Source organism: Anaerobutyricum hallii, assembly GCF_900209925.1.
GTDB lineage: Bacteria > Bacillota > Clostridia > Lachnospirales > Lachnospiraceae > Anaerobutyricum > Anaerobutyricum soehngenii.
In genome coordinates this window covers 3,428,932-3,443,469 of record NZ_LT907978.1, presented here as the reverse complement: position 1 = coordinate 3,443,469, position 14,538 = coordinate 3,428,932, and the positions used below count along the sequence as shown (strand labels likewise).

Annotated in this window: 14 protein-coding genes and 1 pseudogene; 12 read left to right on the top strand and 3 right to left on the bottom strand. The window is 38.5% G+C overall.

The features are described from left to right. Positions 1-137: 137 nt before the first annotated feature. The 6 genes from EHLA_RS15590 (at position 138) to EHLA_RS15565 (ending at position 5,040) form a co-directional block, all read left to right on the top strand. The gene (locus EHLA_RS15590) at positions 138-1,640 is read left to right on the top strand and encodes a transposase (protein WP_242970748.1); all 1,503 of its coding nucleotides are present in this window, start codon (positions 138-140) and stop codon (positions 1,638-1,640) included. Positions 1,641-1,690: 50 nt separating this feature from the next. Next, positions 1,691-2,992, top strand: coding sequence for an AAA family ATPase (locus EHLA_RS15585; RefSeq protein ID WP_242970747.1), 1,302 nt, complete (start codon positions 1,691-1,693; stop codon positions 2,990-2,992). 23 nt (positions 2,993-3,015) lie between these two features. Continuing rightward, positions 3,016-3,693, top strand: coding sequence for a Crp/Fnr family transcriptional regulator (locus EHLA_RS15580; protein ID WP_096241461.1), 678 nt, complete (start codon positions 3,016-3,018; stop codon positions 3,691-3,693). Positions 3,694-3,886: 193 nt separating this feature from the next. Continuing rightward, the gene (locus tag EHLA_RS15575; protein ID WP_096241725.1) at positions 3,887-4,144 is read left to right on the top strand and encodes a heavy-metal-associated domain-containing protein; all 258 of its coding nucleotides are present in this window, start codon (positions 3,887-3,889) and stop codon (positions 4,142-4,144) included. A gap of 106 nt (positions 4,145-4,250) precedes the next feature. Next, complete coding sequence (locus EHLA_RS15570) at positions 4,251-4,466, top strand: hypothetical protein (protein WP_096241724.1); 216 nt, start codon at positions 4,251-4,253, stop codon at positions 4,464-4,466. 10 nt (positions 4,467-4,476) lie between these two features. Continuing rightward, complete coding sequence (locus tag EHLA_RS15565) at positions 4,477-5,040, top strand: alpha/beta hydrolase (RefSeq protein WP_096241460.1); 564 nt, start codon at positions 4,477-4,479, stop codon at positions 5,038-5,040. A gap of 55 nt (positions 5,041-5,095) precedes the next feature. Here the strand turns inward: EHLA_RS15565 and EHLA_RS15560 are convergent, their stop codons facing one another. Then, entirely contained in the window at positions 5,096-5,452 is a 357-nt protein-coding gene (locus EHLA_RS15560; RefSeq protein WP_096241459.1) for a hypothetical protein, read from the bottom strand. Between the two features lie 204 nt (positions 5,453-5,656). Here EHLA_RS15560 and EHLA_RS15555 point away from each other — a divergent pair, with 204 nt between their 5' ends. The 5 genes and pseudogenes from EHLA_RS15555 (at position 5,657) to EHLA_RS15535 (ending at position 10,808) form a co-directional block, all read left to right on the top strand. Beyond that, complete coding sequence (locus EHLA_RS15555) at positions 5,657-6,094, top strand: MarR family winged helix-turn-helix transcriptional regulator (protein ID WP_096241458.1); 438 nt, start codon at positions 5,657-5,659, stop codon at positions 6,092-6,094. 3 nt (positions 6,095-6,097) lie between these two features. Continuing rightward, positions 6,098-7,441 carry an MATE family efflux transporter gene (locus tag EHLA_RS15550; protein ID WP_096241457.1) on the top strand — a complete coding sequence of 448 codons (1,344 nt, stop codon included), beginning with the start codon at positions 6,098-6,100 and terminating at the stop codon, positions 7,439-7,441. Between the two features lie 84 nt (positions 7,442-7,525). Next, positions 7,526-8,887 carry an MATE family efflux transporter gene (locus tag EHLA_RS15545; RefSeq protein WP_096241456.1) on the top strand — a complete coding sequence of 454 codons (1,362 nt, stop codon included), beginning with the start codon at positions 7,526-7,528 and terminating at the stop codon, positions 8,885-8,887. A 4-nt stretch (positions 8,888-8,891) separates the two neighbouring features. Beyond that, a pseudogene (locus EHLA_RS17090) lies at positions 8,892-9,509 on the top strand (macro domain-containing protein); the annotation flags it as partial. A 369-nt stretch (positions 9,510-9,878) separates the two neighbouring features. After that, a complete protein-coding gene (locus tag EHLA_RS15535) occupies positions 9,879-10,808 on the top strand; it encodes a D-2-hydroxyacid dehydrogenase (RefSeq protein ID WP_096241455.1) in 930 nt (309 codons plus the stop codon). Here EHLA_RS15535 and EHLA_RS15530 read toward each other — a convergent pair. Together EHLA_RS15530 and EHLA_RS15525 are read right to left on the bottom strand one after the other, a co-directional pair. Beyond that, entirely contained in the window at positions 10,803-12,128 is a 1,326-nt protein-coding gene (locus EHLA_RS15530; RefSeq protein WP_173854311.1) for an MATE family efflux transporter, read from the bottom strand. The genes EHLA_RS15535 and EHLA_RS15530 overlap by 6 nt on opposite strands. A gap of 57 nt (positions 12,129-12,185) precedes the next feature. Continuing rightward, entirely contained in the window at positions 12,186-12,488 is a 303-nt protein-coding gene (locus EHLA_RS15525) for a hypothetical protein (RefSeq protein WP_096241453.1), read from the bottom strand. Positions 12,489-12,639: 151 nt separating this feature from the next. On the opposite strand from EHLA_RS15525, the gene EHLA_RS15520 reads away from it, so the two are divergent. After that, the gene (locus EHLA_RS15520) at positions 12,640-14,406 is read left to right on the top strand and encodes an InlB B-repeat-containing protein (protein WP_096241452.1); all 1,767 of its coding nucleotides are present in this window, start codon (positions 12,640-12,642) and stop codon (positions 14,404-14,406) included. The last annotated feature ends 132 nt before the right edge of the window (positions 14,407-14,538 follow it).

Genomic DNA, 14,538 nt, shown 5'->3' with positions numbered 1-14,538 from the left:
TAGGTATGCTCTTGTGAACATTCAAGATAAATTAAAATTGCACATTGAAAACTGAATAAAGTACACAGAAATCGTGCATCTATGTTTCAGATATAGTATAATGAAACCAGAGAAAAATTGTTCTGAGGTGAATTGAGATGCCATATGTTTCAGGTTTCGACCGTGACCAGCTGATGTGCTGTTCATGGGATACGTTTGTAGATAAAGAAAGTATTGCAAGGATAATTGATGCGTTTGTGAACCATCTTGATATAGGGAAATACGGTGTAAAACCTGTGGCAGCAGAAGGCCGTCCATCTTACGATCCTAAGAGCCTTTATAAGATATATATTTACGGAAGCAGGAAAGGTATCCGTTCTTCACGGAAACTGGCTGAAAGCTGTAAAGTAAATCTTGAAGTGAAATGGATGATCGGAGGTGTAGAACCGGATTTTCGCACCATTGCAGATTTCAGGAAAAACAACATAGACAGCCTGAAAGAGATTTTTTATGAATTCAACCGCCGGATCTCCGGTGCAGTGGAATGGGGATTTTCTTCCGTGGATGGAACAAAGATCCAGGCGGATAACGCAAAAGATAACAACTTCACCAAAAACAAACTGGATGACAGGATCAAATGGCTGAATGGCCATACAGATGAGTATCTAAGGATCCTGAATGAAATGGACAAGCAGGAAGAAACAGACGTGATTTCAGGAGAACTGACAAGAGAAAGTCTTGAAGCCAAGTTAAAAGAAGCACAGGAGAGACTTGCCAGATACGAAGGTTATCAGAAGCTGATGGAAGAAACCGGGGTATCCCAGCTTTCGATCACAGATGCGGATGCAAAACTCATGAAAAATAAAAATGGGTTTACAGTAGCATATAACCCACAGACGGCGGTAGATTCTGAAACACATCTGATCCGAGATTTTCAGATGACCAATCAGGTAACCGACCATGGATTGCTGGAAAGTACGATGCAGGGGATAAAGAGCTCTGAACCGGAAAAGATCATAGAAGTAGTAGCAGATAAAGGTTATGAAGCTGTGGAAGATATGGTGGAGTGTCTGGAGAACGGTATTATCCCACATGTCATGACAGATGATGGAAAAGACGGTTATCACATAGAAATTCCTTATGAAGAGACAGAAACGGATACTGCCAGCACAGAGCCGGAAGAACTAAAGAAAGCACTGCATGCAGGTAAGCTACCGGAAGTTTATGCAGAAGTGATACAGGATATGAAGGTAGAAACAGTCCGTCGTAAAGTGGTGGATGAAAAACGGGAAAACAGCAGTGTTTATGGAAGTCCTGAGGAAATGCAGGAAAAAGCAAAAGAAGGTTATTTTGTCAGAGATCCTGAGAGAAACCTGGTATACTGTCCGGCTGGGGAAATCCTGAGACAGAAGAGCATAAAGAAAAACGGGAATATCCGCTATGCCAATAAAAATGCGTGTAAACATTGCCCGAACCGCAATAAGTGTTACAAGGGAAAAGGCGAATGGAAAGAGATCGACTTTACCAAAGATCAGCTGGTAAAACCATGTAAGGGCTGGCTGGAAGCCGAAGGAAAGAAGCCGGAGGAAACGAAAACGGGTGAAAAATGGCATTATGAAAAAAGAAAGGTTGTGGGGGGCGAAACGCAAGCCATTGAATAGTAACAAGTAAACAGATGAATACAACAGTTTGTTAAGGAGGCAATGGCATAATGGGAAATTATCTGAATCCGGGGAACAGTGGTTTCTCAAATATGAGAAATGATGTTTATGTTGATAAAACAGAAATGATAAGACTGATCAATCAAACAATCAACACGCCACGAAATCTGACATGTATTAGCAGACCAAGACGTTTTGGAAAGTCATTTGCAGCTAAAATGTTATGTGCATATTATGATAAGACTTGTGATTCTAAAGAGTTGTTTGATGATCTTAGAATTGCAAAAGCGGATGAATACTTAAAATACCTGAACAAGTATGATGTGATTTACCTGGATATGGCTAGTGTTCTTGGTGTGACATCACCAGAAGATGCAGTCTCCTATGTAAAGCGAAATATAACGGAAGAAGTTCTGGAGATTTATCCGGAAGTAAAAGAAGCCGAGGCATTGTTTGATACGTTGGCAAATCTGGTGACTTATACAGGAAATAAAATTATCATGATTATTGATGAGTGGGATTCACCGATTCGTGAAAATGGTAAAAAGATAGAAATACAAAGAGAGTATCTGTTATTTTTACGCTCTTTATTTAAAAATAGTGGAACGACGGATAAGATTTTTGCAGCAGTATATATGACAGGAATTCTGCCGATTAAAAAAGATGGATCACAGTCTGCGATTTCTGATTTTGAAGAATTGACGATGGTAAAACCGAGAAAGTTTGCGCCATATGTAGGATTTACAGAGCAGGAAGTAAAGGATTTATGTAGAGAGTATCAAATAGATTTTTCAAAGATGAAGTTATGGTATGATGGATATTCATTTCCGAATGCAAACTCTATTTATAATCCGAATTCGGTCATGAAAGCACTTAGAAATGATGATTTCGATTCTTACTGGTCACAGACATCGGCAGCCGAGAGCCTGATGGAATATATCAGTCTTGATTATGGTGGGCTTTCTAAGACGATTGCAGAATTGATCGGCGGTATTGAAGTAGAAGTTGATACAAGGGGATTTTCAAATGATCTGGTGACATTTAGAGAGAAAGATGATGTGTTGACTTTGTTGATTCATTTAGGATATCTGGCTTATGATAAAGATTCAGAAAAAGTGCATATTCCGAACGAGGAAATCAAGCAGGAATTTTCAAGGACGATTCGAGGAGTCAGACGGAACGAGACAATTCAGCGCGTGCGTGAAAGCGATCAGATTATTTCGGATACGGTACATCTGAATGCAGATGCAGTAGCAGCTCAGATTGAGAAGATTCATACAGAGGAAACGACAGCTCTTTTTTATAATAATGAGCAGACATTAAGAAGTGTGATTGAAAAATATGGCAAGTAAGATTCCAACAGGGAGGAGTAATCTTGAAAAAATATTTACCTATTTTAAAAAACAGCCCTTTCTTTAAAGGTCTTTCTGATAGCGAGATCTTATCTATACTTCAATGTGTAAATGCCACAACAATTTCTAGAAAACGAGATTCTTATATTTTCAGAGCAGGAGATTCTACCGAGGTAATGGGACTTGTGGTGTCTGGCTGCGTTCTTATCATTCAGGAAGATCTCTGGGGACATCGGAATATTCTGTCGAAATGTCATGCCGGTGATTTCTTTGGTGAGCCATATGCGGCCAGTCCGGGGGCTGTTCTAAATATTAGCGTGGTAGCGGATGAGGATTGTGAGATTATTCTTTTACATGTCCAAAGACTTCTGATATCCTGTCCAACTGCGTGTGAACATCATCAGAAGCTGATTCGTAATCTGGTCAGTGTCCTCGCAAACAAGATACTGATTCTTAACGACAAGATTACGCATGTAGGTAAGCGAACTACCAGGGATAAACTGTTATCTTATCTGTCAGCAGAATCAATCAGACATTCGTCCCTATCCTTTGATATTCCTTTTGACCGGCAGCAGTTAGCAGATTACCTTTGCATTGATCGTGCAGCAATGTCTACAGAGATATCAAAATTACAAAAAGAAGGATTTATAAAAACAAATAGAAAACACTTTGAATTGACAGTATATAGGAATGATAATTAGACAGAATATATGGATCAGATTGTAGAATGGGAAAAAGAACCTCAGAGTCTTGCATAAGCCGGATAGTTGTATTAAAATAATGTTAGATCACACTAACTTTCTTACTACAGGATGTCAGAAAACAGACTTACATTGTGCAATAATCAAGGCATTAGAAAAAAGTAAGATTTTTAAAATGGAAGGAAGAAATATTATGATTAAGACAACAATAAAGGTTACTGGTATGGCTTGTACCATGTGCGAAGCACATATTAACGAAGCAGTTCGGAATGCATTTTCAGTGAAAAAAGTGAAATCGAGCCATTCCAAAGGAGAAACAGTCATTCTATCGGAAGAACCCTTAGATGAAGCAGCACTCCGAAAAACTATTGAAGTCACCGGTTATACTACCGGAGAAATGACTTCCGCCTCATACAAGAAAAATGGGCTTTTTTCTTTTTGGAAAAAATAAAAAAATTTTGAGTAGAAAAAATTATTGTAGCTAGGATGGACGTCATGCCAGTGGCTTAGTATAACGACAATATAGAAAAATACATTTGGGTATGAAAGGTGACATTATGATATATACAGTAAAAAGAATAGATGAAGACGTAGATTACGGTTGTGAAGAACGCTCAGAAGATGTACCAGTCATGGCAGTAGTTACGCTTACGAACTCTTTGGGAGAAGAATTGGTAGTAAAAGCAGAGGATGCTAAGCTTTATGAATGTAATATCAATGAAGGAGACAAGGTAAGCATTGATGCGAATAATAAGTTAGAAAAAAGCTACTAGGAGGGACAGAATGAGAAACCTTATGATTTTATTCCCGGGAATAGGGTATCATTGTGATAAACCTATATTGTATTATGGAAAAAAGATTGCCGTAATGAATGGGTATACAGATTGTATCAGCCTGTCATATTCTTATGATGGAAAGAATCTTCGAGATAATGCTGCTGAGATGGAAAAAGCTTTTAACAGTTTGTATGAACAGGCAGAAAAACAGCTCAATGGAGTGGAATTTAATCAGTACGATGAAATTCTGTTTGTCTCTAAAAGTATAGGGACCGTCATTGCAGCAGCATATGCCAGGAAGCACAGTATAAAATGCAGAATGATTTTTTACACACCACTGGCACAGACATACTCTTATGATGTGGAAGAAGGGATTGCCTTTATCGGAATGAAAGATCCATGGAGTGATGTGGATGAGGTAATTCACGCAAGCCGGAAGCAGAGGATACCGATTTATGTATATGAGGATGCCAACCATTCCCTGGAGACAGGACAGGTAATACAAGATCTGGATATATTGAAAGACGTAATGATAAAAACAAATAACTATCTTTCAGTGGAAAAACATTGATAAATGAAACATTCTTTAACCTGTGTTTGATAAGCGATCTTTTTTACTCAAATATTTACTCAAACACTTCTTCGATTCTACCTGTTTTTTCGTTGTAAACATAAACATTGTTGTGTTCTGTTACAAAAGGAGTAAGTGAGCCAAGCTTAATGTTTCGGATGTAAACTACATTTGTTGGTAAAACTCGCACTAAGCTTTCATTTTCATTAATATCAGCGATCCAGCGGAACAATTTGTTCTCTTTTTGTTCAACATCAATTCTTTCTCGAATAATGGTTAAGGTATGGATGGCCCAATTGAGCGTTCCAATACTGTTGTACTTGATGCATTCTTCAATATTTGAGAAGAACGTCTCATCAAAATTCACTTCCTGTGTTGCCATCTTTGTCAGTTCGTTTAATGATAAATTCATAGTAATCCCCCTTCGTTAAGCAGGATATTGTATACGATTTAAAAACCATATGTGTATCATAGATACTTTTAGGTTTTGTGATGATTGATGCTACAGGAAGGAAGAGGAAGTATTGTCTTTTTTATTGACAAAAAACAACTACAATATTATTATACAAAGTAATTATATAAAGTAATTATGTAAAATAATAGAAAGGAGAAACTCATGACAAAAGATAAGATAAAGGAAGTTATGGATGCCTGTTATCAGGCAAAGAGGATAAGAGATATGCTTCCGGCATTGCCTGGCGGAGTGACACCATCCCATATTCACTATCTGGATACTCTTAGAAAGTTAGAAAAAATGGAAGGTAAGGTAAAAGTCAGTGATATGAGTGAGAACCTTGGACTTCCGAGACCAAGCGTAACGAAAACCGTAAAAGATATGGAGAAGCTTGGATTTGTCGAGAAAGAAACAACAGAAACGGACGGAAGGTTTGTTTATATTAAGACGACCAGGACAGGAAGAGACCTGGTTGATAAATATGTTGATGAGTATTTTGGTAATCTTTCGGAAGATCTTGGAGGGATTACGGATGAAGATGCAGATAAGATGATTGAAGTAGTAGAAAAGCTCTATATAGTCATGAGTAACAGGAAGTAATATATGAATGCAAAAGAAAGATCAGATTTTACACAGGGAAGTATATTAAAGAAGATGATTCCATTCATGATGCCGATACTTGGAGCGCTTGTACTTCAGGCAGCCTATGGTGCGGTGGACCTTCTGGTCGTGGGCAGATTTGGAACAACAGCCGGGTTATCAGCAGTTTCAACGGGCAGTCAGATTCTTAATCTTGTAACATTTGTGATAACGCAGTTAGCAATGGGAATTACTGTTCTTATTGCAAGGTATATCGGTGAGAAGCATACAAGTCAAATAGGGGAACTGCTTGGTGGAGCAACGACAGTGTTTACTATGATAGCTGTTGTACTTTTTGTGGTGATGGTGTTTTTTGCAAAGCCGTTGGCTGTTCTTATGCAGGCTCCTAAAGAAGCGCTTATGCTTACGTCAGTGTATGTAAGGATTTGCGGGGGAGGTATTTTCTTTATTGTTGCTTATAACGTTCTTTCTGCTATATTCAGAGGGCTGGGAGACAGCAGGTCTCCGCTTATATTTGTTGCGGTTGCCTGCGTGGTAAATGTCGTAGGTGATCTTGTACTTGTTGCAGGATTCCATCTTGATGCCGCAGGAGCCGCAATTGCTACAGTGCTTGCCCAGGCGGTCAGTGTGGTGCTGGCTCTTTTGATGCTTAAAAGAAGACAGCTGCCATTTAAAATAACAAAAAAAGATTTCAGGTTTAATAGTCAATGTAAAAGATTCCTGACAGTTGGGATTCCTCTTGCGCTTCAGGAATTTCTTACCCAGATGTCATTTCTTGCACTGTGTGCATTTATAAATAAGTTAGGGCTGGAAGCTTCTTCAGGATATGGGGTTGCCTGTAAGATAGTAAACTTTGCCATGCTGATACCAAGTGCACTTATGCAGTCGATGGCTTCTTTTGTATCACAGAATGTTGGTGCCGGTAAGGAGGATAGAGCAAAGAAAGCGATGTTTACCGGAATAGGAATCGGATTAATTGTTGGAATCGTTGTTTTCATAAGTGTATGGTTCTTTGGTGATGTGCTTACATCGATATTCACAACGGATGAAGCGGTTGTGCAAAAGGGGTTTGAATATCTTAAGGGGTTTGCTCCGGAAACCATTCTTACGGCAATTCTTTTTTCTATGATAGGTTACTTTAACGGACATGAAAAGACGTTGTGGGTTATGATTCAGGGACTTATCCAGACGCTTCTTGTAAGACTGCCACTTGCATATTTTATGAGTATACAGCCGGATGCCAGCCTTACTAATATAGGGCTTGCAGCTCCTGTTGCAACATGCTTTGGAATTATATTAAATGTAATCTTTTTCCTTCACATGACAAGGAAAATGAAAAAGGTATAAGTGAATCAAAGATTTATCCCTTGAAATTTTGTCTACAAGTAGATATAATGCTTTTTACATTTTATAATTTAGGAGAAGGTATTTATGAATAGTAAGTCTAATACACAGGCGATGGAAACGGAAAAAGTACCACGTCTTTTAGCACAGCTCGCAATTCCGGCTGTTGTTGCACAGGTTATCAATCTTTTATATAACATTGTAGACCGTATTTACATTGGACATATTTCCGGTGTTGGTGCGGCAGCATTAACCGGTGTCGGATTATTTACCCCTATTCTTATGCTGATTAATGCATTTGCTATGCTCGCTGGCTCTGGAGGAGCTCCGCGTGCGGCTATTTTTATGGGGAAGAAAGATAATAAGACAGCGGAGAAGATTCTTGGAAACTGCTTTGCTCTTCTCATTGTTATGGCTGTGGCACTTACAGCGATTTTCTTTATTTTTGCCCCACAGCTGCTAACGTTGTTTGGTGCCAGTGATAAGACACTTCCTTATGGAGTGGCATACGCAAGAATTTATATTCTCGGAAGCATTTTTGTTTTGATCGTGATGGGAATGAATCCATTTATTACGACACAGGGATTTGCAAAGATCAGTATGATGACGACTGTAATTGGTGCTGTAATTAACATCATTCTTGATCCGATTTTTATCTTTGGATTTAATCTGGGAGTAAGAGGTGCTGCGATTGCTACGGTTTTAAGTCAGGCGGTCGGTGCGATATGGATTCTTCGTTTCTTATCCGGAAAGAAGACCATTCTTCATCTTAGAAAAGAAAACTTTAAATTGCAGAAAGACATTATCTTACCTTGTCTTGCACTTGGTATTTCTACCTTTGTCATGTTATCTACAGAAAGTATCCTGTCTGTCAGCTTCACGTTCAGCCTTTCAAGGTATGGCGGGGATCTTGCTGTTGGAGCTATGACAATTATTACAAGTGTCAGCCAGCTTGCCACATTACCATTACAGGGAATCTGTCAGGGTGGACAGCCAATTATGAGTTATAACTTCGGCGCAAGGAATAAAGAGCGTGTAAAAAAAGCATTTTTTACACAATTTACAGTCTGTATAGTCTTTACTAGCTGCTTCTGGCTGATTATGCTTTTGTTTCCGAAACTGTTTGCAGGAATCTTTTCTAATAATACAGATTTGATTACGTACACTACATGGGCATTGAGAATTTACATGGCTGGTATTTTCTCCCTTGGATTTCAGGTTGCCTGCCAGCAGAGCTTTATGGCATTGGGACAGGCGAAGGTTAGTCTGCTGCTTGCCTGCCTTAGAAAGCTGATCCTGTTGATTCCGTTAATCTTTATTCTACCATGTTTTATTCAGAATAAAGTATTTGCCGTTTTTCTGGCTGAACCAATCAGTGATATACTGGCTGCGATAATTACAACATTAACTTTCTTTAGCCGGTTTAATAAAATTTTGGATAGACAGTAGGATGCTCCATGGATGTGAGACAGGGAATGCTAAAATTACAAATGGATATCGTCTTCCTTGTAAATATGTCATTCACACAGTTGGACCAATCTGGCTAGATGGAAAACATCAAGAACAAAAACTTTTAGAATCCTGCTATAATACATCACTGAATCTGGCGAAGGAATATAGCTGTGAATCGGTTGCTTTTCCTTTGATTTCTTCTGGAATTTATGGTTATCCAAAAGATCAGGCATTAAAAGTTGCTATAGATATCATTGGGAAGTTTCTACTGGAAAATGAGATGACAGTCTTCATTGTAATTTTTGATCGGAAGGCATATCTAGATTAGCGGAAAGTTGTTTGCGGATATTACAGCTTATATAGATGACCGATATGTGAAGGAACATTCGGACAGTCGGGAAGAACTAAGCCGTCTAAAACGACAGTGCTGGCATTTGCGCTGGCATTGGAACTGCCAATTGCAGAAATGCAGGATATGCTTGGTAAGGCGGGATTTACTTTGTCTCATTCAAGCAAGTTTGATATTATTGTAGAATATTTTGTTGAACAGGGAAATTATAATATATATGAAATCAATGAAGCACTGTTTGCTTTTGATCAGAGCCTGATTGGATCATAAAACAATGAATGTTGTTTAATGTCGCTTTCTATGAGACCACTTTCTAAAAGAAAATCATTATACTATGGCTGTAAGGTACGAAACCAAGCAGCCATTTTTTTGACCAGGTAAATACCGGGATAGTAAACCTAATAGTGAGATTTTCAGAAGCCAATATTGATGCTGTGGAGACCGCCAGTTTGTTTGGCATTGACGAAGACAGAGCAGTTAACTATCTTGTACCCATAGATAGAAAACAAAACTATGTATTGATAATATATTTTGTGGTAGAATGAAGAAAACCAATATAATTTGTAAACTAGATGTACTCAGAGAATCTTTTATTTGATTCTGTGAGTACATCTTGAAGTCGTGGAGGTAGAAATAAATATGAAGCTTGTATTTTTAGATACAAAAACCATTGGAGAAGATATTGATTTATCGGCATATGATGCTCTGGGAGAAGTGGTAAAATATGGATTTTCTACTTTGGAAGAGATTCCGGAGCGTGTAAAAGATGCGGATGTTTTAATTGTGAATAAAATTGCGATTAATGAGCAGACAATTGGGACTGCAAAAAATTTGAAATTAGTATGTGTAACAGCTACAGGAACAAATAATCTGGACAAAGAATATCTGAAAAAGCGTGGAATCGCATGGAGAAATGTAGCCGGATATTCTACAGAATCCGTTACACAGCATACATTTGCTTTATTATTCTATCTTTTAGAGAAGATACGTTATTATGATGACTATGTAAAAGACGAAAAATATATAAATGATACGGTGTTTACTCATTTTGCAGAGCATTTTAATGAAGTTAACGGAAAAACATGGGGAATTATCGGACTTGGAACAATTGGAAGACGAGTTGCTGATATTGCAAAGGCGTTTGGGGCACGTGTGATTTATTACTCTGCTTCGGGAAGTCCGGCACAGGAAGGATATGAACAGGTTGATTTTGAAACGTTACTTACTACATCAGATATTGTGTCCGTACATGCTCCGTTAAATGAATATACAAAAGATTTGATGGATAGGGAAGCATTTGCAAAAATGAAAAAGACAGCTATTTTCTTAAATCTTGGAAGAGGACCGATTGTAGTAGAACAGGATTTATATGAAGCATTGGAAACAGGTGAAATTGCAGCAGCAGGTCTTGATGTATTATGTGAGGAGCCAATGAGTGAAACAAACCCATTGGCAAAAATAAAAGACAGTAAAAAGCTTATTATTACTCCGCACATTGCATGGGCGAGTGTAGAAGCAAGAAACCGATTGATGCAGATTATCGCAGGACAGATTAGGGAATTTTTATAAATCTTTTGCAGACTTTCTGAGTGCCACATAGGAAATCAGAAAGTTTGCAAACCAGCCGGCTGGTACAGCTAACCAGACAAATGCGATACCAAAACGTGGTGCAAAAATCAGTGCAACTGATAGACGAATAGCAAGATTTACCATGTTTGCAATGAGAAATGGACGCATGATTCCGAGTCCACGAAGGACGCCATCTGTTGCCATCTTGATTCCCATGAAGATGAAGAAATAACCGAGCCATCTCATGTAATCACCGGATACCTGGTAGGCTAAGGCTGTTCCATCTTTTCCCAGAAATAGTGAGGAAATTTGCGTGTGCAATGTTTCAATAACCAGGAAGGCGAGGAATGCAAAACATACATCTAACAATAATGCAGCGCGGTAGCCCTTTTTAATACGCCATGGTTTCTTTGCACCAAGATTCTGAGAAACATATGGTGAAACGGCATTGCCGATGGATACAAATATCAGTGAAAAAACATTTTCCACTCTCATTGTTGCGGCATAACCGGCAAGTGCTTGTGTACCGAATGGATTTACAACAGCCTGTACTATCATCATACCAATGGACACAGTGGATTGCTGGAGAACTGACGGTACGGCAATTTGAAGCATTGCAAGGAGTTCCTGTCTGTCAAACCAGTTAAAGTAGCTCTTATATTTCCGAATTCGATGAAGGAAGATTAAAAGCGAAAATACTGCAGAGATACCCTGTGAGATTAGTGTGGCAAGGGCTGCACCGAATACACCCAGACCAAGACCGGCCACCATCCAAAGATCCATAAAGATATTTAAAATAGAAGAAAATATCAGAAGACCTAAAGGAATCTTTGATTCACCGATGGAAGTGAACATAGTGGAGAGAATATTGTACATAAACAGAAACGGGAATCCTATAAAATAGACACGCAGATACAGCACTGCTTCATTCAGTATATCCTCAGGTGTTTGCAAAAGACTCATCATCAAATGAGAAAAACAAAAGCCTAAGCCACCAAGGATTATGCTTAGAATCAAAAAGCTGATCAGTGATGTGGATATGATTGTTTTCATTTTACTATAATTTCTGGCACCGAAATAGCGGCTTACGAGTACACCAGCACCTACACCTGCTCCGAGTGCTATGCAAATGAAAACATTCGTAAGTGCTGCACAGGCGCCAACAGCCGCAAGTGCAGAGGAGCCGACAAATTGACCGACGATTATGGAATCGGCCATATTATAAATTTGTTGAAAAAAACTGCCGAGAATCATCGGCATTGCAAAAATAGTCAGCGCCTTAAGGGGCGCATCTGTAATTAAATATTCATCTTTTGACATTATCATACTACCTCTGAGATTTAATTAAGTAGTTTTATTCTTTTTATTTTATAGTTCTTAATTTTTATTTTTTGCATTGAAACAGTAAAATGTAATGATATCACCAGATTCTAATGTTGCGGTATATCCGGCTACAGCATCCTCAAACAAATCATCTTCATCAACTTTGTCGTAGGAAATGATAGATGGAATCGTAACAACACCCTCCTGCCCTGCAAGATTAAACTGAATCTCGTCGTCATCTGCATAATAATTAAAGAAGCAGGAATCAAAAGAAATCCAGAAGTTATTAATACGTATATTGCCCATAATTCCGCGGTAATTGCGGAGTAAAGTATGGAATTCAGCGGTTTTAGCCATGAAATGTTCCTCCTGTTTATCGTGCCTGTGGCATAGTATTTATATTCTATCACGTTTCGACAATAATTGCTATTTTTAATATATGATGATAAGATAGATAGTAAGGTACAAAACAAATGTACTGGTTATCTATTTGAGAGGAGGTATACATGTGGATGAACAGAGAGGGTTGAGTAAATGTCTGCAAAGAGCAGGTCATATTTTGATTTTATTATGTGTTATTTTAGCAGGGAGCGTTTTTTTTACAAAGGATGTGAATGCGGCGTCATTTTCGAATACACAAAGAGAATATATTAACGTACTGTCAAAACTGATGATGGAAGGAACGGTGACACAGAATATGGATGTTTACGGTTCTGTCAGCCAGGGATCTTCAGGAAGGGCATGCCTTCGGGCGGCGGCAATTAATAACAGGGCGGCGATTATGGCGGAACGAATCGATTTCCTTGATTCAAACTGGTCTCAGTATTATGCGGTAGAAAAAGAAGGGAATGCAACGGTATTTAACAGCACGAAGCTTATTAGCAGGACAAAGTTTCAAAGACGATATAAAAAAATCATCAAAGGACTGGATGAAGCGTTAGAGACTGTAGAGTCTTCTATGACGCAGGCGGATAAGGCGATGGCGGTATATACGTATTTTGCAAAGAATACCATATACAGAGAATCTGCAGATGCACATACGGGATATGATGTTCTGGTGAAGCACGTCGGGGTTTGTGATGGTCTTGCGAATGCGTATGCTCTTGCAATGAACACGCTTGGAATTCCTTGTGCAGTCGTAAGTAATTATTCGAAGAACCATTCCTGGAACGTTATAAAGTTGAGTGGAAAGTGGTACTATGTAGATTTGACGAATGGAGTTGGAACGGGAAAGCATGAAGGTGCTGTAGTTAGTTATGAAAGTTTTCTTGTTGGAAAGAAAGGTTTTTTAAAGACACATCCGGGATATAAGGCAAAAGATTTATATGGTCAGGGTAATTCGAATGATTTAAATATGAGGGGGATTCCGATTTCTAATTCGGATTATATAAAAGATAATAAAGAAATAAAGAGTGCACTGAAGGCAAGGACATGTACATTTTACAGAAAAGGTTTCTGGTACTGGATTTCTCAGGATAATTCTTTGAAGTGTTCGACTCTTCAAGGAAAGAAAACAAAAACGGTATACAGTCCTTCCGGCGGCAGATATATTGGATGGATCGAACCGTATAATGATTACATTATATTCTCAATGAATTCGGGGATTTACAAAATGGGCTTTGTTAAGAAAAATCCTGTTTTGCTGAGAAAAGTAGATGAGAGGGAAGACAGTTCAGAAGTTTCAGATCCGTTATGGAAGCTTATATATATTGGACGTTTTACGGTAAATAAACGAGGATATCTTTCTTATTATATATCAGATTTTCATGGAGTGAGAAAGGGACATTTAAAAGTTTATCTTGGAAAGCAAATAAGAACAGGAAAGCTTACGAAACGAGGAAGGAAGAGCCTTTTTATGCAGGCTGGACAGGTAAAGCAGATGACACCAAGCCATATGCATGACCGGGCATCAAGAACTTCCGGATGGAAAAGCGGGAATTCTTCGGTTGTAAGTATCAATAATACCGGATATATGATAGCGAAAAAGGCTGGAGAAACGTACATTTCTGTAAGAATTAATGGAAAGAGGCAGAGATTTAAAGTAAAGGTTTCGGGATATACTATTACGTATCGGAATGCGGGAGTGAACTCTTCAAAAAATAAGGTGCGGGCTTCTGGTAAAAGTGATATTTTATTAAAAGAACCGACAAGAAGAGGATATTATTTCCGAGGATGGTATGATAAAGAAGGGAATCAGATTAAAGTAATTCCAAAGGGGAATGAAAAGAATATTACAGTATATGCCCGATGGGATAAGATAACTTCAGCAAAATAAGCGGCAAAAAGATTCTTAGAGGCATAAAAATGTACTCTCGGAGTCTTTCTTGCACTTGCTTTTGTGGCTGATTTTCCGCCAGTCGCACCCGAATTTCATCAACGTACGCACCGCGTACGCCTCAAAAATTTG